19 protein-coding genes are annotated in these 25,417 nt (G+C 50.9%); 6 read left to right on the top strand and 13 right to left on the bottom strand.

The annotated features are described in order from the left end of the window. Nucleotides 1-4: 4 nt before the first annotated feature. The 10 genes from B1728_RS05675 to B1728_RS05625 all read right to left on the bottom strand — a co-directional run bounded on the left by B1728_RS05675 (nt 5) and on the right by B1728_RS05625 (nt 16,647). Nucleotides 5-895: an AraC family transcriptional regulator gene (locus tag B1728_RS05675; RefSeq protein WP_079909218.1), complete on the bottom strand. Its 891-nt coding sequence runs from the start codon at nt 893-895 to the stop codon at nt 5-7. Nucleotides 896-1,024: 129 nt separating this feature from the next. Then, nucleotides 1,025-2,089, bottom strand: coding sequence for a sialidase family protein (locus B1728_RS05670; protein ID WP_079909217.1), 1,065 nt, complete (start codon nt 2,087-2,089; stop codon nt 1,025-1,027). 43 nt (nt 2,090-2,132) lie between these two features. After that, nucleotides 2,133-4,286, bottom strand: a complete 2,154-nt coding sequence (locus tag B1728_RS05665; RefSeq protein WP_079909216.1) for an MGH1-like glycoside hydrolase domain-containing protein — start codon at nt 4,284-4,286, stop codon at nt 2,133-2,135. 122 nt (nt 4,287-4,408) lie between these two features. Further along, nucleotides 4,409-5,386, bottom strand: a complete 978-nt coding sequence (locus B1728_RS05660) for a sialidase family protein (protein WP_079909215.1) — start codon at nt 5,384-5,386, stop codon at nt 4,409-4,411. Nucleotides 5,387-5,404: 18 nt separating this feature from the next. Then, nucleotides 5,405-7,798 carry a glycoside hydrolase family 95 protein gene (locus tag B1728_RS05655; RefSeq protein ID WP_079909214.1) on the bottom strand — a complete coding sequence of 798 codons (2,394 nt, stop codon included), beginning with the start codon at nt 7,796-7,798 and terminating at the stop codon, nt 5,405-5,407. Nucleotides 7,799-7,894: 96 nt separating this feature from the next. Continuing rightward, nucleotides 7,895-10,615: a hypothetical protein gene (locus B1728_RS05650; protein WP_079909213.1), complete on the bottom strand. Its 2,721-nt coding sequence runs from the start codon at nt 10,613-10,615 to the stop codon at nt 7,895-7,897. A gap of 38 nt (nt 10,616-10,653) precedes the next feature. Continuing rightward, nucleotides 10,654-11,955, bottom strand: coding sequence for an alpha-L-fucosidase (locus B1728_RS05645; protein WP_079909212.1), 1,302 nt, complete (start codon nt 11,953-11,955; stop codon nt 10,654-10,656). A gap of 24 nt (nt 11,956-11,979) precedes the next feature. After that, entirely contained in the window at nt 11,980-14,682 is a 2,703-nt protein-coding gene (locus tag B1728_RS05640) for a glycoside hydrolase family 78 protein (protein ID WP_079909211.1), read from the bottom strand. Between the two features lie 315 nt (nt 14,683-14,997). Continuing rightward, the gene (locus B1728_RS05630) at nt 14,998-15,630 is read right to left on the bottom strand and encodes an SGNH/GDSL hydrolase family protein (RefSeq protein WP_079909209.1); all 633 of its coding nucleotides are present in this window, start codon (nt 15,628-15,630) and stop codon (nt 14,998-15,000) included. Between the two features lie 63 nt (nt 15,631-15,693). Then, nucleotides 15,694-16,647: a dihydrodipicolinate synthase family protein gene (locus B1728_RS05625; RefSeq protein ID WP_079909208.1), complete on the bottom strand. Its 954-nt coding sequence runs from the start codon at nt 16,645-16,647 to the stop codon at nt 15,694-15,696. A 267-nt stretch (nt 16,648-16,914) separates the two neighbouring features. Between B1728_RS05625 and B1728_RS05620 the strand changes: the two genes are divergently transcribed. After that, on the top strand, nt 16,915-17,922 hold the full coding sequence (locus B1728_RS05620; protein ID WP_079909207.1) for a glycoside hydrolase family protein: 1,008 nt from the start codon (nt 16,915-16,917) through the stop codon (nt 17,920-17,922). A gap of 20 nt (nt 17,923-17,942) precedes the next feature. Next, nucleotides 17,943-20,651, top strand: a complete 2,709-nt coding sequence (locus tag B1728_RS05615; protein WP_256865246.1) for an alpha-L-rhamnosidase — start codon at nt 17,943-17,945, stop codon at nt 20,649-20,651. Between the two features lie 165 nt (nt 20,652-20,816). Here B1728_RS05615 and B1728_RS36150 read toward each other — a convergent pair whose 3' ends face one another. Further along, nucleotides 20,817-20,963 carry a hypothetical protein gene (locus tag B1728_RS36150; RefSeq protein ID WP_179135902.1) on the bottom strand — a complete coding sequence of 49 codons (147 nt, stop codon included), beginning with the start codon at nt 20,961-20,963 and terminating at the stop codon, nt 20,817-20,819. A 178-nt stretch (nt 20,964-21,141) separates the two neighbouring features. On the opposite strand from B1728_RS36150, the gene B1728_RS05610 reads away from it, so the two are divergent. The 4 genes from B1728_RS05610 (at nt 21,142) to pyrH (ending at nt 23,939) form a co-directional block, all read left to right on the top strand. Further along, nucleotides 21,142-21,339 (top strand): aspartyl-phosphate phosphatase Spo0E family protein, encoded by a 198-nt coding sequence (locus tag B1728_RS05610; protein ID WP_079909205.1) that lies wholly within the window; start codon nt 21,142-21,144, stop codon nt 21,337-21,339. A gap of 142 nt (nt 21,340-21,481) precedes the next feature. Beyond that, nucleotides 21,482-21,673, top strand: coding sequence for a hypothetical protein (locus tag B1728_RS05605; RefSeq protein ID WP_079909204.1), 192 nt, complete (start codon nt 21,482-21,484; stop codon nt 21,671-21,673). Between the two features lie 107 nt (nt 21,674-21,780). Continuing rightward, nucleotides 21,781-22,953: a M20 family metallopeptidase gene (locus tag B1728_RS05600; RefSeq protein ID WP_079909203.1), complete on the top strand. Its 1,173-nt coding sequence runs from the start codon at nt 21,781-21,783 to the stop codon at nt 22,951-22,953. Nucleotides 22,954-23,198: 245 nt separating this feature from the next. After that, a complete protein-coding gene (gene pyrH, locus B1728_RS05595; protein ID WP_079909202.1) occupies nt 23,199-23,939 on the top strand; it encodes a UMP kinase in 741 nt (246 codons plus the stop codon). Between the two features lie 13 nt (nt 23,940-23,952). Here pyrH and B1728_RS05590 read toward each other — a convergent pair whose 3' ends face one another. Further along, nucleotides 23,953-24,675, bottom strand: coding sequence for an amino acid ABC transporter ATP-binding protein (locus tag B1728_RS05590; RefSeq protein ID WP_079909201.1), 723 nt, complete (start codon nt 24,673-24,675; stop codon nt 23,953-23,955). Then, a complete protein-coding gene (locus B1728_RS05585; RefSeq protein ID WP_079909200.1) occupies nt 24,668-25,348 on the bottom strand; it encodes an amino acid ABC transporter permease in 681 nt (226 codons plus the stop codon). Before B1728_RS05585 ends, B1728_RS05590 begins: the two co-directional genes overlap by 8 nt. Nucleotides 25,349-25,417 lie beyond the last annotated feature (69 nt).

Genomic DNA, 25,417 nt, shown 5'->3' with positions numbered 1-25,417 from the left:
CAGGTTAAAATGATATGGCTTTGTCCTCGAATTCTTGAAAGTTCTGCCTGTATTGGCGCGGGGTCACCCCTGTTTTTTTACGGAATAAGGCGTGGAAAAACTTCATGTCCAAGTAACCGACCTGATTGGCGATCTGGTATATCGGAATATCGGTTGATTTTAGGAGCTCACAGCATTTTTGAATTCGTACATTTTGCAAATATTGCGTGAAGGTGAGCCCTGTCGTTTTTTTGAACAGCCGTTGAAAATGGCTTGCACTCAAATAGAAATAATCGGCTACATCCTGAACGGTAATATTCTGGGTGTAATTATTTTTTATGAAATGCACCACTTCCTCCAGCTTGCTGAACGATGCAGGCTCCGTTTCATTCTTCAGCTCAAAGCGCTTTAGCATCACCAGCATCTGAATCAGCATAGCAGTCAGTACGGTCTCATAACCCGTGCTTCTTTTTAAATACTCCGAATACATGGTCTGAACCATATTAAAAAACGTATCATGTTTATCCTGAAAATGCAGCCACCGTTCCGTGCATTCATGCGGATAATAAAAGATATTGTAGGTGTAGGAATCCTTCTGAATAAGATGCCTCCAGCCTTCCAGCAGCTCTGTCCTAAAGATGCAGTTGTAAATAACGAGCGTTTTATCCTGCTTGGGCGAGGACGGGCGGAACACATGCGACGTTCCAATCGGTATGACGAACAAGTCTCCCTGCTTGATCGGTATGACTTGATCCTCAATGTAATGGTACCCGCTTCCTTCGCCCACATAGCTGATTTCCGTAAAATCGTGAGTATGCTGTATGGTTGTAAACGATTCCAATTCTCGATTTATGAAAATATCCATATTCTCATCGAAAAAGCGATCGCCGGTTAAATGATCGATTCTCCCGTTCATGACCATCACCCCAGGTACATGATTTTTACTTCCAAACCTTATTCAGAGGTTGTTCAAAAAGCCCCCTCTTACGACGAAGCTTTTTGAACAAACGCTTAAGCACGGATGCTGCCTGCCGTTCATTAACAGCTAACCTTTATGCACCCAGTCTTCATCGATACAGACATATTTGATTCCCTTGCGCAAATAGGAAAAAGCGATATGTATTTTACCATCTCGGGTCGACGTAATGCTCGGATAAGAGTAGCCGATCTCCGACTCCTTATATTCCAAATCGGCCATTTGTACATTGCGGTAACGCGGCCATGTTTGTCCATTATCCTCCGAAATCGCTAGAGTTAACGGAGTCCGCAGCGGCTTTCTACGGAACGTCCCCTTGCTGCTGACCCAGCGGAACTGATCCCGCTCCATCGTCGAATCGTTGAAGACCAGAGCCAAATGGCCGTTCTGCAGCTTGGTCAATTGAATCGACGAATTATTATTGGCCAATGCGCTCCTCACCGGAGGCGTCCAGGTCTTCCCATAATCGTCCGACTGGCTGGTATAAATCCGGTCGGCCTGGCGGCTGCGGAATACAGCAAACAGACTGCCTTCCTTCAACTCGGCCACACTCATTTGAACTCTGTGAACACTGTCGGCAACCGGATATTCGGTCCATGTTTTCCCCTGATCCGAGCTGATTTGTACGACGCTGTAATGTCCGTCCAGCTTGCAATAGTAGGCCGGAAGCAGCCAATCGCCGTTGGACAGCACGACCATTGCCTGTCTCAGGAAGATGCCCATGCCGTCGAACAAGACCTCGCTTGGTCCCCACGTATAGCCCCGGTCTTCCGATATCCGGCAGAGGACTCGCGACGTTTTTTGGTTATGCGGCTCATTCGAGGTATGGAACAGCCATAGGTTGCCGTCCGGTGCCTGAAAGAGGACCGGGTTTTGCTCCGAACGCTCAGGGTCGTTCGATAATTGCATCGGTTCACTCCAAACAGCAGAGCCTGCAGCAAGCCTGGACATGACAATATTCGTATCCGGATTCCCCTCCCCGCTGCCGTTAAACCAGACGCAGAGCAGATCGCCATTGTCCAGCTCCAATAAATTGGCGGCGTGACTGTCGTTAGGGTGCAATATGGGGAGAAATGCCTCCAACACGGCAGGATCCGTCTCCGAGCGGGAGACCACACCATTAAATCGGGTCATTAGCATACATTCCTCCTAGATAGTTGTTTTCCGTACGGTAGAGTTACTGATATTCCCGGATATCCAGCTCAGCCCTCGCTAACGTCGGACTGTTGAATATCAGCCGGCCGTTAACATACACACGATATCCTTCGTCGATATCCTCCAGCCCTTCTTGCGATAAATGCGGCTTTCTGTATGTGATTCGGATATCCATCCCTGCGGCCTTGATCCGGTCCAGACAAAAATAGTCCAGTCCGACATCCAGCGGATCCAGCATGATCCGGTCTTGTTCTACTACCAATCCGGCCACATGCGAGATCAGCAGATCGATGTAATATGAATGATTGTATTCCTGTTCATCGCTTAAAGGCTCGCCTGTCTCGCTGTTGTAATGCTCTACAAGACCAGGCTGATTCAAGTCTCTTTGCATAAAATGAAGAAACGAATATTCACGGAAATAGGAAGCAAATTGGCTGTCAAACTGATGATTTCTTCTCTTGCTCTCCTTTGCAAGCGCATCCAAAGCAATGGAGTTGGTATACGGCCACGTCGGCCCATCCCATACGCAGCCGTTGCGACCCTTCACAAAATGCCCCATCCATCCGCCTTCTTTGGAGTATGCCGGGCAATCCATCGCTACGGAAGGAAACGGACAGCGGGTGTGAAACTCCTGATCATTCAATAGATGCTCGATCATGCCATTAAAGCTGTCATCGATCATTTCGGCCCAGCCGGGATAAATGCCGACAATATTTTTTACCAGCGCCTTCTCATCGGTTTGGTAATGAAGATCATAAAAGTACTGCGAGGCTTCATCCCACATTTTATCAATAATATCCCGTTTAATATCCTCTGCCAGCTTGTAGTACGAAGCAGCCTCCTCATCACCTAAAAGTTCACATAATTTGGCTACTCCCATTGTATTCAAATAGTGATATACCGCGCGATCCACTCTTTTCAAATGGGTATAGGTCGCTTTATCCTTCGGATTTTTCGGATATTGATGGAAATACCAGTAGCTTGGCTGATATTCCTTTCCCGTCCGGGTATGCTTATGTTCGATCATTAATTCATCGTTCTCACTGCCATGTATACGTTTCCATGAGTCGATTTGCATTTTCAGCGCCGGAAGCAGCTGCGTCATAAATGGACGGTCCTGATGAATCAGATACAGCTTATAGGCAGCCCAGCAGGAAAAGTTGGCAAACGAATGCATGATCGTATCCACCGTCATGCAGCTGAACATCCCGTCCTCATTCATCCCCTCCTTCATATTCTGCAATACGCCCTCGCAATAAACCGGATCATGATACCATCGGGCATCCATAAGATGGAGGGGTACGGACAGGTTGATCAGCTTGCTGAACTCCCATCCCCCTTTGCTGAACGGCTTCTTGCTTTTTTTATGCGATCTGCCTTCATAAAATAAAGGGTGCGACAAATGTCCATACTTCGGATCGGCCAAATTATGCCGCAGCAAAAACCAGCGGTACTTCCATGTTCGATTCAGCAGCGGATCGCTGCAATAAAAGGTCGGAGCTTTATCAAACCAAATCTGGTAGTCTCTTCTTTGATCTTCTACCACTTGATCGACCGTATGGCCCGACTCCGCATAACCTGCCGCCCGCTCTCTCAGCTGCTCCGGAGGATCTTGTCCTTTTATTCCGAACGCGGCAGCGATGACGAACTGCCTTGACTCCCCGGGCTTCAAACGTACTTCCTCCAGTAGGGCCGGATCGCTTACGGCGACCACTCCTGCAATATCGAAGCTGTAATGCTCCATGAGAAATTCGCCATACAACGTATTCTCGTCCTGATTGGTGAAGCAATCGTTGTAGGTTTGCAGACTCAAGACGAGATCTTCTCCGCTCCGATTGGTCCAGGTTTGGCAGGATACCGCACAATCGTTCCAGGAAATGAATTTCCTATCCGTAAATGCGATCCGGCTTCCGTTATATTCCACGGACAAATAACTTGGAAACCACTCGGTGCGGCATGGTTCAAAGCTGACCCCTTGATTGTTAGTTACTGTGAATAGTAACGGAAGGTTCACCTTGTGAATAAAGTCGAATCTTCCCGAGAATCCGGGCATGGAATCCACATAATCGGCCCATAACCGTGCTCCGGTGGAACCTAACAAAAGTGCACCCGGGAGCGTACGAAGCGCTTTCTTCCCCGCCCGCAATTCCTCATCCCAGAGGCTTCCTGTTGGCATGGACTTTCCTCCGTTCCTTACGAATAATGACAACACGTGAAGCTTTATTCCATAATTTAGTATATTAAATTTCCATGATAGATGAGTGGTGTTTATCTGCTCAAACTATAGGGCGATTACACTTAATATTTCACCGTAAGATGATAAAAGGCAATCCGTTCTCTCCTCCATGTGTAAGTAATCATTAGGTCGTTCCCGCTGGCAATAATGGCAGGGTAGGAATATTGACTGATTCCCGCATCCAGCAGCAGTTCATCTCCCCATGTCTTCCCGTTATCCTCCGATAATCGCAGTACGAGCGGCGTCCTCGGCCCTTTCTTCTTTCCTTCCTCCGTACGGACCGGATTGTATACGAGGGCAAGGATGCCTTGATCCATCCGGACCAAATCGATACCGCTGTTATTGTTCGGCAATTCCGTAGGATAGGCCTCGCACCATGTTATACCGCCGTCCTGCGAGTCGCTGCGGTAAATAGCTCCTTCCGTGCTGCGCGTATACATGTGGACATTCCCTGGCGACGATTCCCATAGTGCAGGCTGAATGATGCCTTTCCCCCGCAAAGCGGCGTGATCCAAGGGAACCGTTGCGCTGCGTTTCCAGGTTTCTCCTCCATCATATGAGAGATCCACAAAGCAGTCCCAGTCGGGCTCCAGAGAGGCGGGGGCCGCAATCACCCCATCATACAGGACAATAGGTTTATTTTTGACGGGGCCTCTTCCCCCTTTATCTCCTTCAACCAGAGGCACAGGAGCGCTCCAGGTAAGTCCGTTATCCAAAGATCGGATCACCCGGGTCTCCCATTCCGCAATACTGTATCCCGCTTTGTAGTAAAGGAACAATACCCCGTCGGCTCTCCGGAATAAGACCGGGTTCCAATGAGGAACGTCTTCCTCGTCCGCTACCTTCACCGGGGGCATCCATTGGCCATTCCGGCGGTGTGAGGTCCATATCGCTACATCCCCTGCCTTCTCCTTCGTCCCTCCGAACCAGGCGGCTATGATGTCCCCACCGGGCAGCAGCTCCAACGTCGATGCATGACAGCTGAGAAAAGGACGGTCGTCCTCAAAAATGAATTGCTTCGTTATGTTAACATACTTCATGTTCAATCCCCTCCTAATCTAGTGTAATTCTATTTCCCCATCATGAAAGCAGGGTATGACTTCGTAAATGCCTCCGACAGAGGTATCAAAAATAACGTGGGTAGGATGCTCCCGATGAACCGGAACAACTCTCCCGTCCCTCATAATTTGAACCGGCTCTCGTGTTGCCAAACGACACGGTTTGCCTGCAGTGGACCGGATGACGGCGCTTTGCAGCTTGCCGTTCTCCCATTCCATGTCGATTTCAAACCCGCCGCGCGCCCGGATTCCCTTGACGCCGCCTTTCTTCCATGAGGACGGAAGCGCCGGAAGGAGTCGAACCAGCTCGCCCTGACTTTGAAGCAGCAGTTCCATAATACCGGTCATTCCGGCCATATTGCCGTCAATTTGAAATATGTTCAGCTTCACCTTCGGATGCCGGTGAGCGTTCATCAGGTTGGGGTGCAATCCCGCCAGCAAATCATTCAGGAACCGCTTCGCTTGCTCCGCTTCCCCAAGTCTTGCCCAGAAGCTAACCGTCCAGGCACAGCTCCACCCGGTATGCGCGCCTCCATGCTCCAGGCGTCGTTCCAGGGATAGCCTGCACGCCTGAGCCAGCTCAGGCTCCCCTTCACGTGTAATCAGATCCAGCGGGTGCAGTGCGACCAAATGGGCTGTATGCCGATGCCCCGGCTCCAGTTCTTCATAATCCTCGTTCCACTCCTGCAGCTGTCCGTATTTTCCTATTCGGAACGGCGGCAGCCTTCGTATGGTTTGTTCCAATTGTTCGCGTAGTACGGTATCACGCCCCAACAAACGGCTTGCTTCAATAATCCGCGAGAACAAATTACGAATCAAAGCTATATCCATCGTTGACGCATGAGTGACGCTGCTTCTTTGTCCATCTTCCGCAATGAAAAAGTTTTCCGGTGAAGTGGATGGGCACGTAACCAGGGAGCCATCCGGCGCTTCGATCAGCCAATCCAGGCAAAAGAGTGCCGCTTCTTTCATTGCGGGATACGCCTGCTTCAAGAAGCTTTCATCCTGACTATAGGCGTAATGCTCCCACAAATGCTCGCATAGCCATGCCCCTGCCATGGGCCAAAACGCCCAGCTGGGCGACCCGTCTACCGGCGTTGCCGTGCGCCATAAATCGATGTTATGATGCGCAGTCCATCCCCTGCATCCATAATGGATACTGGCCACCTTACGCCCCGTAACCCTTAAGCCTTCGATCAGCTCAAATAATGGCTGGTGGCATTCGGCCAGGTTGCTTGCTTCCGCAGGCCAATAATTCATCTGGAGATTGATGTTCGCCGTCCAGCTGCTGCACCAGGGCGGCTGTGTCTTATCGTTCCAGATGCCCTGCAAATTGGCGGGCTGGGTACCGGGCCGTGAGCTGGATATCAGCAAATATTTGCCGTATTGAAACAACAGCGCCGCAAGGCCAGGGTCCTCCGCTCCGTTCTTAACCGCCTGAATCCGTTCGTCCGCAGGCAATGCGTCCTGCTCCCCACAGCCTTCAAGCACTAGCGAGGTCCTGCCGAAAAGCGACGAGTAATCAAGCAGATGCCGTTCCTTCAGCCGGTCGTAACCCAGTCTTTCCGCCTCCGCAAGCCATGCCTCGCACCTTCGTATCGGATCTTTGCCCTGCAGGGCAGGGTCCCAGTCGAAGCCGTTGTAGCTCGTCGCTGCTGACAGCAGCAGGACGACGGTTCCTGTGGCGCTAATATGAATTCGGCCTCCGCTTACCTCCACCTTGCCCTTCTCTGCAATAGCCTCCAGCTGGAGCTCGAAGCCGATGCCCCTGCCTTCTTCATAGTGAACAGGGTCCGCCGTCTTTACGGTATTAGGCCTTACATGATAAGGGCATCGGCCGGATAGCCTGATCCTGTTGGGAGCTGCTTTGTGAACGGTATACTGCAAGGGGCTGTTCAGAACCGCGGTACATACGGTTTTGCTTTCACAATGCAAACGAATCACCATGACTTGGTCGACCGCCGAGACGAAGACCTCACGAGTATGAAGCATTCCGTTCCTCCTGTACTGAACTTTCACCATCCCTTGGTCCAAGTCCAGCTCACGCCGATAATCGGTTACATGAGATGAATCCTCAAAAATCAGCTCCAAATCGGCCAAGGGCAAGTAGGAGGCAATCTCCTGCCCTTCCATGTACTGCTCTATCGTTTCCTCCGCCTCCTCGTACCGGTTGGAAAAAATCATCTCCCTCACCGGGTTCAAATGACGCAGCGCGTCGTAACGAATCGTATCCTTCGGCTCTCCCGACCAAAGCGTATCCTCGTTTAACGCGATGCGCTCCCGTTCGGCCCCGCCGTATATCATGCCTCCGAATCTTCCGTTTCCAACCGGAAGCGCCTCGAACCAATTGCGTGCTTCCTGCTTATACCATAATAGGGAGCCGGACCCGTTCATATGTTCCCTCCTTCAGGACTTTGTTCCAGCAAAAAAGAGAGCAGGGGAAGCCAGACCGGAACGACTCTCCCGGACGACGCCCGCTCCCTTCACTCGTTACTCGTATAACCAATCCAGAGTATCCACACCGTCATTCTTGTGCTCGACATCCCGTTGACGGATTTCTTGTTCCCATGGCACAACACCCAGGATCAAATAGGCACCCTTTCCAAAATCAATCGTATGCCGTCCAGCCTCATATTGAAAGGCATGGACATTGACCGACGGATAGGCATACAGCCGAAGACCCTTTCGCAGCAGCGGAGTGTAGCCCCCTCTATCGTCGGCATGTGTATTTTCTTCGAGGCTAGGCACCTGCAACCACTGCTGATCCTTGGAATTGAAGTATCCGATAAGCACTTTGGACGGTTGATGCAGCTCCATATCTACCGTTATACCGTGCAATCCGGCCTCCATTTGGCTGAAGCGGATTCCCGTTAATCCGTTCAATTCCTCCGCGCAGCCGACGATATGAATATCCCCGTCCGTGAATACCTGCGCTCCCTTCTCCACACGGAATGTTTCTGCATGGGCAGAGTGCAGTGCGAACGGTACTTCCTTGCAGGGAGCTATCGGCTGCTTGCTGTTCCTTACGGCTTCCGGTGTTATCCCGGACTTCAATTCATTCAAGTGGTATTGGAAGCGTTCCAGCTCCAGCTCATATACCGGCAAGCAATCCTTCCAGTGCTTGAATTCAAGCCCGTTGCGGATCGGAACCTTCCGTTGAGGCGTTTGCATACTGTTAGCGAACAAATAGGTTTGCTCCGTCAATGCCGTCAGCTTCCGGTAATGCTCCAAGCTTGCTTCGAGGAAGGCTGCCGCATCATCCAGCAAATCCAGGCGTTGAAAATAATCCTTGGCGACAAGCTGCTTATAGGTTAACACCTTCATGGCCGCGCGCACTTTATCGGCATAAACGCCCACCATCTCATGAATCGCACGGATATCGTTATGCAGCCTTTCGAACTCGCTTCTATTTTGCACCACCAGAGACTGCGCCCGCTCTATAGCCTGCAGCGCATCGTTCGAATGCCGCTCCGCATCGGTGATAATGTCAACCGGCGTCTCCCCGACATGCGGCTCGCCTTGAAGCTCTCTGCCGATATATTCTTCTAACCGCTCGCCCTGAGGCGACTGGGATTCCCATAAATCCGGCCATGGCATATGGCGTTCGGGGTTTGTCAGCTGGCTCATCGTCATCCCGAGACTCATCGTCTGGCGATTGCCTTCCGTGATGCCGAAGCGCCGAAGCAGCTTAGGCGCACATTCGCCCGATGACTCGTAGGCCTCCAGGATCGCAAGTCCCGCTTCCCGGCTGCCGTACCTCTCGCCAAGCAGCTCGGACCAGTACTGTTTTTCCGCGTCCGGGTCGCGATCCGGATTCCATGCATAGCGGAACCAGGCGGCGTACCAGATCCAATCGCGGTCGATTTGTCTGAGACGCGGCTGCCCTGCTTCCGGAGCATCCGGCGAATAGGGCCAATCCCAAAAAAATAACGGATACAAGTGAAGCCCGTTGGATTTCAACCTATACTTCGCCGCCTGCATGCATTTTTGTATGAAGGAAGGCGCACCGTAGCGGAACGGCTCCAGATTCGCCAATATATGCACATTGACGATATGAACAGTTTGGAGAGAGCCCAACCTGTTATGAATCTCCTGCCATTTTCCTCTCGGCGTATAGGTCGTCAAGGATTCGCCATTGTACTTCGCTTCCGTATACAAATTCGGATACAACGGAAGCGCCGCTTCAATCACCTTTTGCGGCTCGATCGCATGGGAACGCAGAATGATCGGCGGCTTTTCCTTGACTTTGGAATCCTTCAGCCCTTCCAAAAGCCCTGCAAGGATGGTCTCGTTAAACCACTCTACTCCGTAGATCTGCCCTTGCAGCGCCTCCCCAAGGCAAACCATCAACCCTACATTAGGGAAAGATCGAACGAAGGCGGCGATCGATTTTTTATAGTAATCGCTCGTTATAGGCAAAGGCTTTGGCTGGTGAAGCTTTAACCCATGCTTTTCCGCGAAAGGCAGAGGAATATGGATATTGTAAAACTTCAGAACAAGCCAGATCCCTCTCCGGTCTGCCTCTTCCGCCACCCAGCGGAATGTGTCTACGTTAAGGCGGAATTCGTCCTCCGTTACTTCAACTGCTTCCGGATAATCATCCAGCTTGACCAGTGACGAGAACGGGTGGCCGCTCCATAAATATATGATGTTACAGCGCTGCTCAAGCAGCATATCCAGAAAGTCGAGCCACAGCTCCCGATCATAAAACCATGGAAACCGAACCGGGGTTATCGGATATTCATAGGTTTGGCGCGGCGGCTCGACGGTCGTCTTCTGAAGCCCGATGGCCGGTCCGCGGAGCGAAAAGCTGGGAGCGTCACCGAATGCGAGATCCTCCGGCAGCTTGCCGGCGGACTGAACACGCCGCGCCAGCTCCAGGCAGCCGTACAATACGCCGGAATCGCTTCCGCCGGCGATCATTACAATGCTTCCCGGGCAGGAGGAGATATAGAAGCCTTCCCCCTCCGGTGCTTTCGTATGATACAGCAGCACGTCCCGCTCTTCCAGCTGCTGAATAAATCCTGATTCGGAGCGGTTGCCTATATAGATCTTATTCCCTTCCATCGTGCGGTACTGATCCCAGCTCCAGTGCGCCTTCTCGTGCCGTACTTCATATCCGTGACGCCTCAATGCCTCTTCCAGCTTACGGATTCCGTAAGCCACCCGCGGTGCGGGATTCGTTTCATAACCAAGAATGACAGTTTTCAAAGCTGTCTAACCTCCCATCCTACCCAGACACTATGCTCTTATTTCAAAAACAATTCAATTACCGGAACCGTAACGTTCGGCTGCTTAACCGGAAGCGACAAAGTAAGGGTACTGTCGTCTCTTCCTTCACGATAAGCTCCCTCTTCGATCCCGCTTTGGACGAAGCCTTCTTTAAACCGGATTTCCGAAGCATCATTCAACAATTGGGCATATTCTACCCTGCCCGCGAAACCGCGGAGATGAATATTTTTAAATGGCCAGCTGTATACATGCAGGTACATCCGGTTCGTTTGAGGATTATAGGTCAAGCGGCAGTCCTGAGGACATTCGAACATGTCCGGCGCTTGAGTGCACCCGTAGATTGATTTGCTGTGACGCTTCATCCATTCCCCGATTCCTTTCAGCCGGTCTACAGCGCGTTCATCGAACTCGCCGCGTCCGGTCGGGCCTACGTTCAAGAGCAGGTTGCCTCCTTTGCTGACAACATCTATCAGCATCTTGATCAGCACCTCAACGCTCTTCCACGTCTCCTCTTCCCGATGGTATCCCCACGAACCGCTGAATGTATGGCAGGTCTCCCATACTACCCGCTTGCCCCCAACCTGAACCCATTTCGTCGGTATATACTGCTCCGGCGTCGTAATATCACCGCCGACCTGAAGGCGGTCATTTAATAGGATTTGCGGCTGCAGACTGCGAATCATCTTGACCAGCTCTTCACTGCCCCAATCGGATTTGCCTTTCCCGGCCAATCCGTTTTCCTCCGGAAAGGAAAAGTCATAGAACATCAAATCCACCTGGCCGAATTCGGTCAGCAGCTCTCTTGTCTGCCCGAATAAATAGTTTCGGTACACTGAGAAATCGCGTTTAGCGCTTTCCTCAATAAAATTCGGATCAAAGCGGAGAGGATGCTTCGGATCGACCGTATAATGCGGATGATGCCAGTCGATCAAGGAATGATAGAAGCCGACCTTCATATTCCGCTGACGGAACGCATCCACCATCGGACGCAGCACGTCGCGTCCTGCCGGAGTGTTCGTTGCCTTATAATCGGTAAGCTTGCTGTCCCATAAGCAAAAGCCTTCATGATGCTTCGTCGTTACAACGAAATATTTCATCCCTGCATCGGATGCCAGCTTGGCCCACAGCTCCGGATCGTACAGATCCGGATCAAACCTTTTGAAATATTTGCTGTAAGCTTCCGGGCTCAATCTTTCTCTGGATTGCAGCCATTCGTGGCGGGCTCCTAAGGAATATAAGCCCCAGTGGATAAACAAACCGAAACGGTCCTGGGTAAACCATGTGCTGTCGCCGATTGTCTCTTCGATTTCCATTGTCATGCTGTTTCCCCCTTACTAGAATCGTTATGAACCCGCTTGGTACGATACGCTAAGATTTGAATCCACATTCGTTTTTATCCTTTTCGAGATAAACGTATAGCTTCCCGAGCCAGCTTCATATATGGTCTCATGATTGTTGGTCTTCACAAGACGAAGCACCCCTTGACTTTCCCGCTGACCATCGATCAGGATGGTGCCGGGAACATGAATCGTCGCCGTAGTGTTCACTGGAATGCGGACCTTTAATAGGAAATAAGACATTTCCTGCTTCCACTCAACCCGGATGGTACCATATACGGACTTGAACTCTCCTTTGGCAGATTGCAGTCCCCCGCCCGGACGCGGATGAATCAAAATATGTTTGTACCCCGGCTGCTCTTCTACCGCGTTGATTCCAAGGATCGTCTGATACATCCATTCACCCACCGAGCCTAATGAATAATGATTGAAGGAGTTCATGCCGGGATTCTGGAAGCCATCGGTTTCCGTCCAGGCATCCCACCGCTCCCAAATCGTCGTAGCTCCGTGCTTCACCGAATACAACCAGGAAGGAAACGTATCCTGGGTCAGCAGCGAGTAGGCAATATCCTCTCTTCCCATTTCCGTCAAGGCAGGAAGCAGATATCCGACGCCGAGAAAGCCTGTCGTCAAATGAAGATCATGCTCACGGATGTTAGACACCAAATGCTCGATGGCCAGCTTGCGCTGGGACTCGGTGAGCAGATTCATTTTCAATGCCAGCACGTACACCGTCTGCGTATCTCCCTTAATGCGGCCGTCCTCCTTCACGAAGGCAGCTCCGAAGGCCCTTTTGATCGCTTCAAACAATTCGTTGAATTTCCGCTCATCCTCGTCATTTCCCAACGCCTTCGCCGCTTTGGCAAGCAAGGAGGTACTATAGGCAAAATATGCGGTATCAAGCACATCCTTAGGTGTATCTGCATTAACGGAGAGCCAGTCGCCATAGTTCGAATAGCCTTCCCGGATCAAGCCGCTGCTCTTTTCTTTCAGATATTCCACCCACTTGACCATCGCGGGATAGCATCGTTCCAATATTCTCAAGTCACCGTACACTTGGTAGACGGTCCATGGGATGATAACGCCAGCATCCCCCCAGCCGCCGTTATCCGGCGCATGCCAGTTGAGCTCCTTGTTGTTATGCTTAAATTCCTCCCAGCCGCCGTCCGGCGCCACATCCGGGAAAGCGCCCGAAGAATGCTGTGCGTCGATGACGTCGATCATATATTTATTAAAAAACCGGCCCACATCCATGTTATAGCTGGCCGTCCGGGCGAATATTTGCGCATCCCCCGTCCAACCGAGCCTCTCATCGCGCTGTGGGCAATCCGTAGGCACACTGATAAAGTTGCCCCGCTGTCCCCATTCAATATTGCTGAGAAGCTTGTTTAGCATAACGTTCGACGTTTGAAGCCAGCCTGTTTGCGGCGTTGCCGAGTGAACAACTCTTCCGATAACCGTATTCAGCGTTGCGTGGGTTAGACCCGATACTTCAACATAGCGGAAGCCGTGGAACGTAAAATGCGGCTCCAGAACCGCCTCCTCCTGCCCATCCAGGATGTAGTTCTCCTGCTGCACCGCTTCGCGAAGATTGATGCTATAGAGCGTATTATCGCTATTGAGCATTTCCGCGCAAGCGACCGTAACTTGCTGCCCCTCCTGTCCGCCTTCGATCCGAAGCCGGACCCAGCCGACCATATTTTGACCCATGTCGAACAAGTAAGTGCCTCGATCCGTCTTTTTCATACTAACGGGCAGCAGCTCCTTCATGACTTGCACAGGCGGATCAACCTGAGCGTTCAAGACCCCGCTGTAGGCGGTAAGCACGACCGGGGCCTCCCAGCCGGAATCGTCGAATCCCGGGAGCTTCCATCCTTTGGGCTCCAATCGGGCATCATACGTTTCGCCTTTGAGCAGATCGGAATAAACAATCGGACCGGCGAACGTTTTCCATGCTTCATCCGTAACAATCCGCTGCGAGGTGCCGTCCTCATACTCTACATGCAGCTCAATCAGCACGTGCGGGTTATCCCCGTAGCGATTAGGACCGAACATTCCTACATGGCCGCAATACCAGCCCGTACCTGCAATGGCCGCCAATACGGATTCGCCCTTCTGCAAGTAAGCAGTCACATCATAGGTCTGATACTGGACTCTTATGCGGTAATCCGTCCACCCTGGAGCAAAGTAATCGCCGCTCACTCTCTCCCCATTGACATACAGTTCATATAGTCCTAAGGCGCTGGCATATACGAGAGCCTGCCGCACCGGTTTGTCCAGCAGAAACGTCCTTCTGAAATACGGTGACGGGAGAAGCTCATAAGTCTGCGGCTTGGATCGGCCGATCCACTTGGCCTGCCATTCATCCCCCCGAAGAACTCCCATAGACCAACGAGCGATTTCGCTCCACGGGGAGACGTTACCGTCCCTGTCCCATACTCTGACCTTCCAAAAATAAACCTGCTGCGAGGCTAGCGTTTTCCCTTGGTAAACCACGTTCACGGATTGGTCGGATACCACCTTACCGCTATCCCAAACATCGCTTTTATCTTCTTCCAGCTGGTCTATGCTGGTAGCAACCAGCACTTGGTACGCTGTTTGAAGCTGGCCATAGGCTTCGGACTCCATCACCCAGCTTAGCCTTGGCTCCATTGTATCGAGACCCAACGGATTTTCCGTATATTCCGTCTTTAGCCCGCAAATTCTCATCCTCTTCTCTCCTTTTTCGTCAGGTCATTTATAGTCCTTGCAGCTCCTGCAATAAAATAACTTGATATAAAAAAGTTTACAGGAATGCCGGTGACCCAATATAGGGCGAATGGCTCCTGTTTATAGGCGCCGACAGGCACCATCATGATTGTTCCCGATGCTTTTGAATCAAGTAACCCCACTCGGCAAGGCGAGTCTGATTCAGCTGCTTTGCGGGGAGCCACGAATGTTGATAATAAAAAAGCCTGAAGGTGCATGACCTCCAGGCAAATATCGTGAAACATATGAGGATGGAATGTTCAAAAGGATTCGTAACTACCTCTTATAGCTTCTAACGGCTTTCAGCCACGTTGTTGCCATCAGAGTATCTCCCAGGCTGTTCATATGGACTCCGTCCGTAGTAAGGTCCTGTCCTGTGTTGCACTGCAAAAAGTGCAAAAAGGCTTGATGCGTAGGAACGAGAATCGCCCTGTATTCTTCCGCCAGCCGGTTAACGATCTCCACATAAGGCTTTAGCAAACCATTCCCGGTAGATTCCGGGTATTCCTTAATAATCGTCGGCTCCATCAGAATAAGCCGGCAATCCGGCAGGGACCGGGTCTGGTCCAGCAGTCCCCTGTACACCGATTCATAGCGTTCCGGATACACCTGCTCGATATCCGGCGAGTCCAGCTGTCTCCACACATCGTTAATCCCGATGGATATCGAAAGCCATTGCGGCCGATGATCTATCACATCCAGCGTCCAGCGCTTGGCCAAGTCGATGACCCTGTTGCCAGACACTCCTTCATTGATGACCTTCAGGGATAGCTCCGGGTAAAGTGACATAAGCGAATCATGCAGCATTCGCACATAGCCCGAGCCCAGCTTCACAGGATCCTTCTTCCTGCCTTTATCCGTTATACTATCGCCGATAAATACAATTCTATCCTTCGCCTGAAAAGGCATATGACGACCTCCCTATATCTGTTCGTTACAAAGGCTCATGCAATCTGGCAATGATACAGCGGGCTACCGTCCGAATTCGGACACGGAACCCTCACTTCCCTTAGCCATTTGTTCCTTGAATAGCTTATACAAGCTATCCAGCTGTCGGACCTCCAAGCGATGATTTTCTCTGAATGCTGTGACGTCTTTGGAACGGCAGTATATCTTGATGGGGAGTCCCCTTTGCTGCAAGTGGTATTTCGCGTTGACAGGATACATTTGCAGCTCGATTAAAGAAGCCGGTCCAATAAAGGACTGAAGCTTCTCCGCCTGGTCCGGATCGTTCTTCCAAAGCTCGGTAAGCGTCACATATAGGTCGGGATAGAAGTTCGCCATCACACCGCTGAACCCCGCAGCCCTAAGCCTCAGAGATTCCAGTAATGTCGCCGAGTTGGCGTTAAAAATTTGCAATGAACTCCCTTTGACGGCATCCAGCTTGTTGGCAATCCCCGACAAATCGCAGCAGGTATCCTTCAGAAATAAAAATCTGCCTGTACTTGCACACCATTCGAGCATCGCAGGGGACAGCAATCTTTTGTATGGATACGGGCATTCATAAATACCGAACGGCACATCCGGTATCCGGTCAAGCAGCTTCCGGGTACGTTGCACCCAGAGTTCATCCGACTCTTCCGGGGCCGCCAGCCTGTTGCTGACCAATACGACCGCATCGACGCCGGTATCCGCCATTCGTTTCAGCTCTTCCACCTGATCCTCGAATCGTTCCGATACATGACCGGAAGCAATGACCGGTACGCGCCCGGCGGCTCTTTGTTTCACGAACCGGGCAACCTGCACTCTTTCCTCCAGGGAGAGAAAGAACATTTCGCTGGACTGGCATACGGCGAACAATCCGTGAACACCCTGTGCGATATACCATTCGATCAGCTGCTCCAATGCGAAGTAATCCACCTCATCGGAATCCGTGAACGGAGTAATCATCGTAGGCCAGACTCCATTTGGAATGCTATGTTTCAAAGGCTTCAGCTCCTTGGCCTGATCGTTGTAGCATCACCTTGCTTCGACCGGCAATGGTTTCTTTTTCTCTACTATAAGGGCAAACAGACGTGCCGCAAATGGGGGATTCAAACCTTTCACACGGCGAAGAAGGGCCGGAAAGTCCAATCAACCTATAGTTCAGATACTATAACCCCCTCAGCGCCCGAAGCTCCTGTAGTAATCTTCAGATAGATATGCCTAGCAAGAGGTTTGGCAGTAACGACAAAAGGAAAAGGTGTGTTAATCATGGATATTCAAGCCTATGTAACTTCTTACAAATACGGCAAACCCGTCCTGACGGGTTCCGGGCTTGCGGGTCATTTCGACTACAATGCCGTCGATTGTCCCTTCGTATTCCGGCATAACGAGCAATTTTATATGATGTACGTCGGGTTCGACGGCATCGGATACCAGACCGCCTTGGCGACAAGCCGGGATCTGCTGAATTGGGAGCATCTGGCTGTCATCTTGCGGCGCGATGAAGGCTCTGGATGGGATTCCGTCAATATCGCAGGCACTTGGATTCTGAAGGAGAACCGGATCGACGCCCCCCCTGTTCTCAAGAAATGGAACAACAAATATTGGCTGGTCTATCATGCCTATCCAAATACGGGCTACGAAGAAGGCTCCGCCAAAATCGGCATCGCCTGGACGGAGGATGAGGACCTCCTGACCTGGCATCGCTGCCCGGACCCTATTCTTACACCGGAGGAAGGCGCCGATTGGGAAAAAGGCGGCTTGTACAAAGAATGCCTTGTGGAGCACGACAACAAATTCTACTTGTTTTATAACGCCAAGAACAAGAACAAAGGCAGATGGATCGAGCAGACAGGAGTCGCCTTCTCCACCGATCTGGTTCATTGGGAACGATATGAGCACAATCCGGTGCTGCAGGTATCTCCGGAGCGCTGGGACTCCGGCTTTGTAAGCGATCCCTGCGTACTCCGTAACGGGGACCAGTGGGTGATGTATTACTTTGGCTTCAATTATAAGCAAGCCCAGGAAGGCCTTGCTCTGTCTCGGGACCTTCTTCATTGGGACAAATATCCGGAGCCGATTATTACCGTCGGGGAACAAGGAAGCATCGACTCCATCTTTGCTCACAAGCCTTCGGTCATCACACATGACGGGGTACTGTATCATTTTTACTGCTCCTGCAGGCTGTTTAAGGAAGGGGATCCTACCTGCAATTACGGCAAAGAATTCCGAACGATTACGGTCGCTGCATCCCATCCTGTATTTAATGGTGAATGACCAAAATGGTTTAAAGGAGAATGAAAACGACGATGCAGCTTGGAGATATGTTCGTAAATAGTAAAATAACACCGTTAGGAATCGATACCCCTGCCCCTGCTTTCAGCTGGAGCTATCGGGATGATTCGGCCCGGGTGACGCAGCAAACCGCATACCGCATCATCGTGTCCGATTCAGAATCAGAATTGCGGGATGAAAATGGAAATATATGGGACACAGGCGAGGTAGCAAGCAGACAAAACGTTCATCTGCCCTACCAAGGTTCTCCGCTCAAGTCGCGTCAGCGTTATTATTGGAAGATACAAGTATGGGATCAGGACGGCAGCATGGTCGAGAGTCCTGCTTCGTGGTGGGAAATGGGCCTTTTACACGCCGGGGATTGGACAGCAAGCTGGATTGCCGAACCGGAGCTCTCCTCCGGTCAAAAGGCCTCCCTGCCGCTGTTCCGGCATGAATTCGACCTGCATAAGCCGATAGCCAGAGCCAGAGCTTATTTATGCGGATTGGGGCACTTCGAGCTGCGGCTGAACGGGAATAAAGTCAGCGACAACGTGCTGGAGCCGGGCTGGACGAATTATCATAAGACTTGTCTTTATTGCGTATACGACGTAACAAATTATCTTCAAGCAGGAGCCAATGCGGCAGGCGTTATGCTTGGCAATGGATTTTACAACGTGACCGGCGGCCGTTACCGCAAGTATAAGGGCTCGTTCGGCAGGCCCAAATGCCTGGTTCAGCTGGAGGTCACCTATGACGACGGCTCAGTGGATACAATCGCAAGTCATCCGGACTGGAGAACCTCATCGGGGCCGATCACCTTTGCGTGCATTTACGGCGGCGAGGACTTCGATGCCCGGCTGCTGCCAAAGGGTTGGGATCAGGCCGGTTTCCGGGAAGATCATTCTTGGAGGAATGCCATTGGTGCAGAGGTCCCCACGGGAAAGCTGAAATCGCAAGGAACGGCACCATTAAAGGTGATGAAGACGTTTCAGCCCGTAAGCTTCACGGAGCCCTCTCCTAACCTGTATGTCGCTGATCTTGGACAAAACTTCTCCGGGTGGGTCGAGCTTACGGTAAAAGGTCCTGCCGGTGCGCAAGTCACTCTGACTCCAGCAGAATTATTGAAGGAAGACGGCACCGTCAATCAAAAATGGACCGGTTCCCCCACCAAGCTGCATTATACTCTCGCCGGAAGCGGTGAGGAAGTATGGAGACCGCGGTTCACCTATACCGGCTTCCGGTATGTGCAGATCGAAGGAGCCGTTCCGTCCGCCATCGCAGCCGGAGATCCCGGGCTCGCTTCTACCCCACTACTGCTTCGGCTGGAAGGCCAAATGATCTATCCCGACACGCCGGTTACAGGCAGCTTCGAATGCTCGGATACACTGCTGAACCGCACGCACGAATTGATTAACTGGGCTATAGCAAGCAATATGAAAAGTATCTTTACCGACTGCCCTCATCGTGAAAAGCTCGGCTGGCTTGAGCAGGTCCATCTGATGGGGCCTTCCGTTATCTATAATTATCAGATCGAATCCTTACTGATCAAAACGATGGAGGACATTCGCGACGCCCAGCTTCCTAACGGGATGGTGCCGACCACGGCGCCGGAATATGTCGTCTTCCTGGAGCCATGGCATCGCTTCCGCGATTCCGTATCCTGGGGTGCCGCCTATGTGCTGACCGCATGGAACCTGTACCGCTTCTATGGGAACATGCGACCCATGGCGGAGCATTATTCCGGAATGAAAGCCTATATCGATTATGTCACGCAATGCTCGGATTCCTATATTGTTCAAGACGGCCTGGGTGATTGGTATGATGTCGGTGAAGGAGATCCCGGTTTTGCGAAGAATACGCCAGTGCCTCATACGGAAACCGCCATGTTTTACCATATGGTGGATCTCTTTGCCCAAATGGCGGAGCTGCTGCAACATGCCGAGGATGCGGTTCAATATAAGACCCTGGGGGAACATATTAAGACAGCGTTCAACCGCACGTTCTTTGACCCGGAGACATCCAACTATGCGGCAGGCAGTCAAACGTCCAACGCTATGCCGATAGTCCTGGGGCTTGTGGAAGAACATCATAAAGATGCGGTCCTGCACCATCTCATTGAGGACATTCGCCGGAGAGGATATCATACTAATGCCGGTGATATAGGCCACCGCTATGTACTGCTCGCTCTTGCCATGAACGGCCGATCGGACATCTTGTACCAAATGACGCGTTCAACCGAGCACCCAAGCTATGGGTATCAGATCGCCCATGGAGCCACCACCTTGACGGAAGCTTGGGACGGCCCGACGGTAGGCAAATCCCAGAACCATTTTATGCTGGGGCACCTGGAAGAATGGCTCTATTGGGGTTTGGCAGGCATTCGTTACCATTATGATGCTTCGCATGGCTCCTATCACCTCACAATTAAGCCGTTTGTGCCTGATGACATGGAATACGTTAGAGCAGAGCATCAGCTGCCTGTGGGGCGGGCTCATGTTGAATGGCAGCAGAGTTTTCATGAGAATGAAGGGAAGTCTCTGACTCTAAAAGTGACCATCCCCGTAAATTGCACAGCAGAAGTGCATATCCCTTCGAGTTCCGGTTCCGGAGTGACAGAAAGCGGCATACCCGTAGAGGAATCCTCCTCTATTTCTGCCGTAAGGGAGGAATCAGACTATAAAGTCGTCCAATTGTCATCCGGTCGTTATGAGTTTATCAGCGCTTTATAAGTTCTCCTTGATCTGCGCGGCTCTGCAGCTTAGTCAGGTTCCGTCGGAGCCGCGCCTCTCCTCTTCCCTTTTTTCCCATCAGTAATATAGGTTCAGCTGCCGGCAATGCGCAAAAAACCGCCGAAGCCATTATAGGCTGCAGCGGCTCTATCCCAAGCTATGCAATTACTGCGGATTCGTTTCCTTAGGGATTTCATTTAAGCTTGGAGGTACGTCGGCCGCATTTTTGGCCTGCATGACCGCTTCTTCCTCCGTAAACTTGTTTTCCTTGAAGTTTGGATTATTCTTCGTATCTTCTTTGGCATTATCCATTCACAGCTCACCCCCTCTGTCCATAGCGTTTAGTATTTCCATTTTCTAGACGGAAATGTATTTTGTAATAAAAATTTAACAAAACCCTCGACAGCGTTTTACATATTTTACATTCCGTTCGTATTATAATAACTCGATGTGAGGAAAAAAATGTAACTGATTGGGGACTAAGGGAAAAATGGATGATGTATTGCTGAAAAGTAATATGGAGAAGATGCAAAACCGGTTGTATCAATTGGTTGAAAAATCCGGCAGCTTGGTGGATCCCCGAGTGGTTGAATTAAGCCAGCAAATCGACCATTTGGTTGTCACCCTGCAGCAAAGAAGACTTAAATATCACCGGACAAGCCTCCTTAAAAATAAAGCCTCTTTTTAGAAGTCGCCCTTGATAAACATTACATGATGTGTTATATTGAAATCAAGCAAAATCAAGGTTTTTTGCTGACATGGCACTCTCATTGCAGCTGGAATCCCCTATCTTGATACAGCATAACGATCATGTAAAGGAGCGATTTGATATGGCTTACCAAGCTCAAAACCAGCAGGACAAACAGACCATTTCCGTTGAGTTGACTTTAAATGAGGCATTGGCTTTAACAGGTGTACGTTTTCCTCAGAATCATCAATTGGAAGTGGACGCCATGAGTAAAATTAAACGTTCATTAGAGGATCAGATTTTGCTTGATCCCAAGAGGAAAACGGTTCAATAACTTAATCGCGCATAGGAATACAGATCTCCTCCCCCATTGGGCAGAGGGGGTCTTTTTGTATATAATGAACTTATACAATAAGCTTCACCAAAGGAGTCTGAGAAACCATGAAAACAACTATCGCAGCAACTATCGATCAACATGCGGATACATTTATTGAAATCTCGCGCTATATTGGAGAGCATCCCGAGCTTGGGCATGAAGAATGGTTAGCCTCACGCCGGCTGATGGATGAGCTGAAGCGCCATGGATTTGAAATTCAAAATCCGGTACTGGATTTGCCTACCGCTTTTATCGGTACGTTTTCCAGCGGAAAGCCCGGCCCTGTCGTTGCTTTTCTATGCGAGTATGATGCGCTGGCCGATCTGGGGCATGCTTGCGGCCATCATATCATTGGAACGATGGGCATTGCGGCGGCGATCGGACTGCAATCGGTCATTCGTGAAACCGGCGGTACCATTCGTGTCTATGGCACACCGGCCGAAGAAACCAAAGGCGCCAAAGTCCCCATGTCGGCCGAAGGCTTGTTCGATGATGTCGATTTTGCCCTGATGGCTCACCCCTATCATACGTACGAGAAATCCGGAGAATCGTTGGCTATGGATGCCATTCAATTCGAATATTTCGGCAAAGCCGCACATGCCGCGGCAAGCCCCTATGAAGGTGTTAATGCCTTGGATGCCGTATTGCTGCTCTTCCAGTCGATCAATGCGCTCAGGCAGCAGCTCCAAAGCCACGTTCGGATTCACGGGATCATTCCGGAGGGCGGGAAAGCGGCCAATATCATTCCGGATTATGCCTCAGCGCAATTTTATGTGCGATCATCCAACCGGCCATATACTGACGAGGTCGTGCAGAAGGTCATGCGCTGCGCCGAAGGGGCCGCTCTCCAAACCGGTTGTACGCTCAAGACCTCCAATTACGAGTTCTCCTATGATGAGCTCATTACCAACCAGACCCTATCCGACCTGTTTACCACAAATTTGATCGCTATGGGCGTCAAAGAGGAAGAAATCCAGTACGGCAAGGATCACGGCTCTGTCGATCTCGGAAATGTATCGAGACATTGTCCGACCATCCATCCATATATTAAGGTTATTGATGAAGTCCATCTTCTTCATACCAAAGCGTTCCGTGATCTCGCGATGAAGGATCGCGCCTTCGAAGGAATGCTTCTCGGAGCCAAAGTGTTGGCGAACACCGCATATGATGCGATTGCCAATCCGGACATTTTGAAGGCCATCCGTGATGAATTCAAGAAAAGCTTGAATAGAGCCTAGGCAAGCAATCGCAGTAAAAAAGGATTGAAATGCCAATTGGCTTCTGCTATGCTTCTCTTAATGGTGATCTTAGGAAGGAGACAATAGGATGAATTCAATTCTGAAGTCTTGCAAGCAGCACGGACTGCTCTTTCCTATTCAGCTTATAACGGCAATGAAGAACTAAGGCCTTGTGCTTTGGTTCTTTTTTTTGCCCCAAGACTTGTTCTTTGTTCTTAAAAGCCACTTTTATGGAGGTGCAGCAGATGTCCAGGTACAATCGCATTCTGATCAAGCTAAGCGGCGGCGCCGTTGCCGGAGCCAATGATTTCGGCTTTGATCCCGACCGTCTGGAGCATATCGCCCGAGAAATCGAAAGTGTGGTAGCGATGGGAATCGAGGTTTCCATTGTTATCGGAGGCGGCAATATATTCCGGGGAAATATGGCCGAGTATTGGGGTATTGAACGTGTGGAAGCAGATAATATCGGCACATTGGCCACGGTGATTAACAGCTTGATGCTGAGGGGGGTACTGAAGCTAAAGACGGGCAAAGAGGTCCGGGTGATGTCTTCGTTCCCTGTAAATTCAGTTGCCGAGCCCTACATTCGGCTGCGCGCCATCCATCACCTTGAAAAAGGCTATATTGTGATTTTTGCCGGCGGCAACGGCCAGCCTTATGTAACAACGGACTATCCGTCAGTCCAGCGTGCCCTTGAGGTAAACTGTGACGCAATTCTTGTTGCGAAGCAAGGGGTTGATGGCGTATTGGACAGCGACCCTAGGTTGAACCCATCTGCCAGACCGTACGCTTCCTTGCCGTATGATGAGGTGCTGAACCAAAACCTGACGGTCATGGATCAATCGGCCTTTATTCTCGCTAGAGATTACAAGCTGCCAGTGTTCGTGTTTAACTTCGATAATGCCGGCTCCATGAAAGCAATTTGCGAAGGAGAGCCGGTCGGAACCGCAATCTATCACGGCGCCCCTATCGCATATAGAGAGTAGGCAGGGCTTAAGCTTACAGCACCTTGCCCAGGAACTCCTTTGTTCTTGCTTGCTGGGGATTCGCGAATACCTCCGCCGGATTCCCCTGCTCGATAATTTTGCCACCGTCCATAAAGACGAGGCGGCTGCCCACTTCCCGGGCAAAGCCCATCTCATGGGTGACTACCACCATGGTCATACCGTCCTTGGCCAGCTGCTTCATGACATCGAGCACCTCCCCAACCATTTCCGGATCCAGTGCGCTCGTGGGCTCATCGAATAACAGCATATCCGGCGACATGGCCAGCGCACGTGCGATGGCGATTCTTTGCTTTTGTCCGCCGGAGAGCTGACCCGGGTACCGGTCCGCTTTATCCAGAAGCCCGATTTTGCGAAGCAGCTCATGAGCGATTTTATTCGCCTCTTCCGTACTCATGCCTTTCAGCTTGCGGGGAGCTAACGTAATATTTTCCAGAACCGTCATATGCGGGAACAGATTAAACTGCTGAAACACCATGCCCATTTTTTGACGCAGCTTGTTAATATCCGTCTTTCCATTCAGCAGCGAGATCCCTTCGAATACGACATCGCCTCCTGTCGGCTGCTCCAGCAGGTTCAAGCAGCGCAGGAACGTGCTTTTTCCGGAACCGCTCGGTCCAATAACAACGACGACTTCTCCCTTGGCGATATCGATGTCAATCCCGGTCAATACATGATGATTACCAAAAGATTTGCGTAAATCCGTTACTTTAATCAGAGGTCCTCATCCTCCTTTCGGCAATACCGAGAATCTTGGATAACGTGAAGGTGATGACAAAGTAAATAAGCGCGGCGATAATGAGCGGTTCGAACGGACGGAAAGAATTACCACGAACCGTATCCGCGTTATACATCAGCTCACTGATTCCGATGACGGACACGATGGACGATTCCTTGATAATGACGATGAACTCGTTGCCTAGAGCAGGCAGCACGTTGCGGATCGCCTGCGGCAAAATAATGAAGCGCATGGCCATGCTGTGAGGCATACCAAGCGATCTCGCAGCCTCCATCTGTCCTTTATCGATGGCTTGAATCCCTGCACGGAATGTCTCGGCCACATAGGCCGCGCTGTTAACCGATAATGCAACGACCCCGGCCATAAATTCAGGGAACGCAGTCCCTAAGGCAGGAACCTCCGGAAATTGGATTCCGAGCTTCGGCAAGCCGTAGTAAAACAAAAACAGCTGCACGAGAAGCGGAGTTCCTCTAATAAACTCGATGTACGCCGTAGCGATCATCTTCAATGGAGCTATCCGGGATAGGCGCATCAGAGCCAGGATTACCCCGAGAATAACACCGATAATGACGGTAAACAAAGACAACAGCAAGGTTACCTTGGCGCCATTCAAGAAAAACATGTAGTACTTAGGCAAAAAAGAAAAATCCACCGGATCGGCTCCTTCTTCTAGTTGTAATAAACCAAACAAAAACCCGACGGATCTCCGCACAGGTTTTTG

Origin of the sequence: Paenibacillus sp. 32352, from assembly GCF_002042965.1 — a bacterium.
Taxonomy (GTDB): domain Bacteria; phylum Bacillota; class Bacilli; order Paenibacillales; family NBRC-103111; genus Paenibacillus_S; species Paenibacillus_S vulneris.
The sequence above is the reverse complement of the archived record's forward strand: the minus strand, read 5'-3'. Positions and strand labels throughout refer to the sequence as shown.

Excerpts from the sequence above, each read along its gene's own strand:
- B1728_RS05675 (WP_079909218.1), bottom strand. The coding sequence starts at position 895 with ATGAACGGGAGAATCGATCATTTAACCGGCGATCGCTTTTTCGATGAG.
- B1728_RS05670 (WP_079909217.1), bottom strand. The coding sequence starts at position 2,089 with ATGACCCGATTTAATGGTGTGGTCTCCCGCTCGGAGACGGATCCTGCC.
- B1728_RS05665 (WP_079909216.1), bottom strand. The coding sequence starts at position 4,286 with ATGCCAACAGGAAGCCTCTGGGATGAGGAATTGCGGGCGGGGAAGAAA.
- B1728_RS05660 (WP_079909215.1), bottom strand. The coding sequence starts at position 5,386 with ATGAAGTATGTTAACATAACGAAGCAATTCATTTTTGAGGACGACCGT.
- B1728_RS05655 (WP_079909214.1), bottom strand. The coding sequence starts at position 7,798 with ATGAACGGGTCCGGCTCCCTATTATGGTATAAGCAGGAAGCACGCAAT.
- B1728_RS05645 (WP_079909212.1), bottom strand. The coding sequence starts at position 11,955 with ATGACAATGGAAATCGAAGAGACAATCGGCGACAGCACATGGTTTACC.
- B1728_RS05640 (WP_079909211.1), bottom strand. The coding sequence starts at position 14,682 with ATGAGAATTTGCGGGCTAAAGACGGAATATACGGAAAATCCGTTGGGT.
- B1728_RS05630 (WP_079909209.1), bottom strand. The coding sequence starts at position 15,630 with ATGCCTTTTCAGGCGAAGGATAGAATTGTATTTATCGGCGATAGTATA.
- B1728_RS05620 (WP_079909207.1), top strand. The coding sequence starts at position 16,915 with ATGGATATTCAAGCCTATGTAACTTCTTACAAATACGGCAAACCCGTC.
- B1728_RS05615 (WP_256865246.1), top strand. The coding sequence starts at position 17,943 with ATGAAAACGACGATGCAGCTTGGAGATATGTTCGTAAATAGTAAAATA.
- B1728_RS36150 (WP_179135902.1), bottom strand. The coding sequence starts at position 20,963 with ATGGATAATGCCAAAGAAGATACGAAGAATAATCCAAACTTCAAGGAA.
- B1728_RS05610 (WP_079909205.1), top strand. The coding sequence starts at position 21,142 with ATGGATGATGTATTGCTGAAAAGTAATATGGAGAAGATGCAAAACCGG.
- B1728_RS05605 (WP_079909204.1), top strand. The coding sequence starts at position 21,482 with ATGGCTTACCAAGCTCAAAACCAGCAGGACAAACAGACCATTTCCGTT.
- B1728_RS05600 (WP_079909203.1), top strand. The coding sequence starts at position 21,781 with ATGAAAACAACTATCGCAGCAACTATCGATCAACATGCGGATACATTT.
- pyrH (WP_079909202.1), top strand. The coding sequence starts at position 23,199 with ATGTCCAGGTACAATCGCATTCTGATCAAGCTAAGCGGCGGCGCCGTT.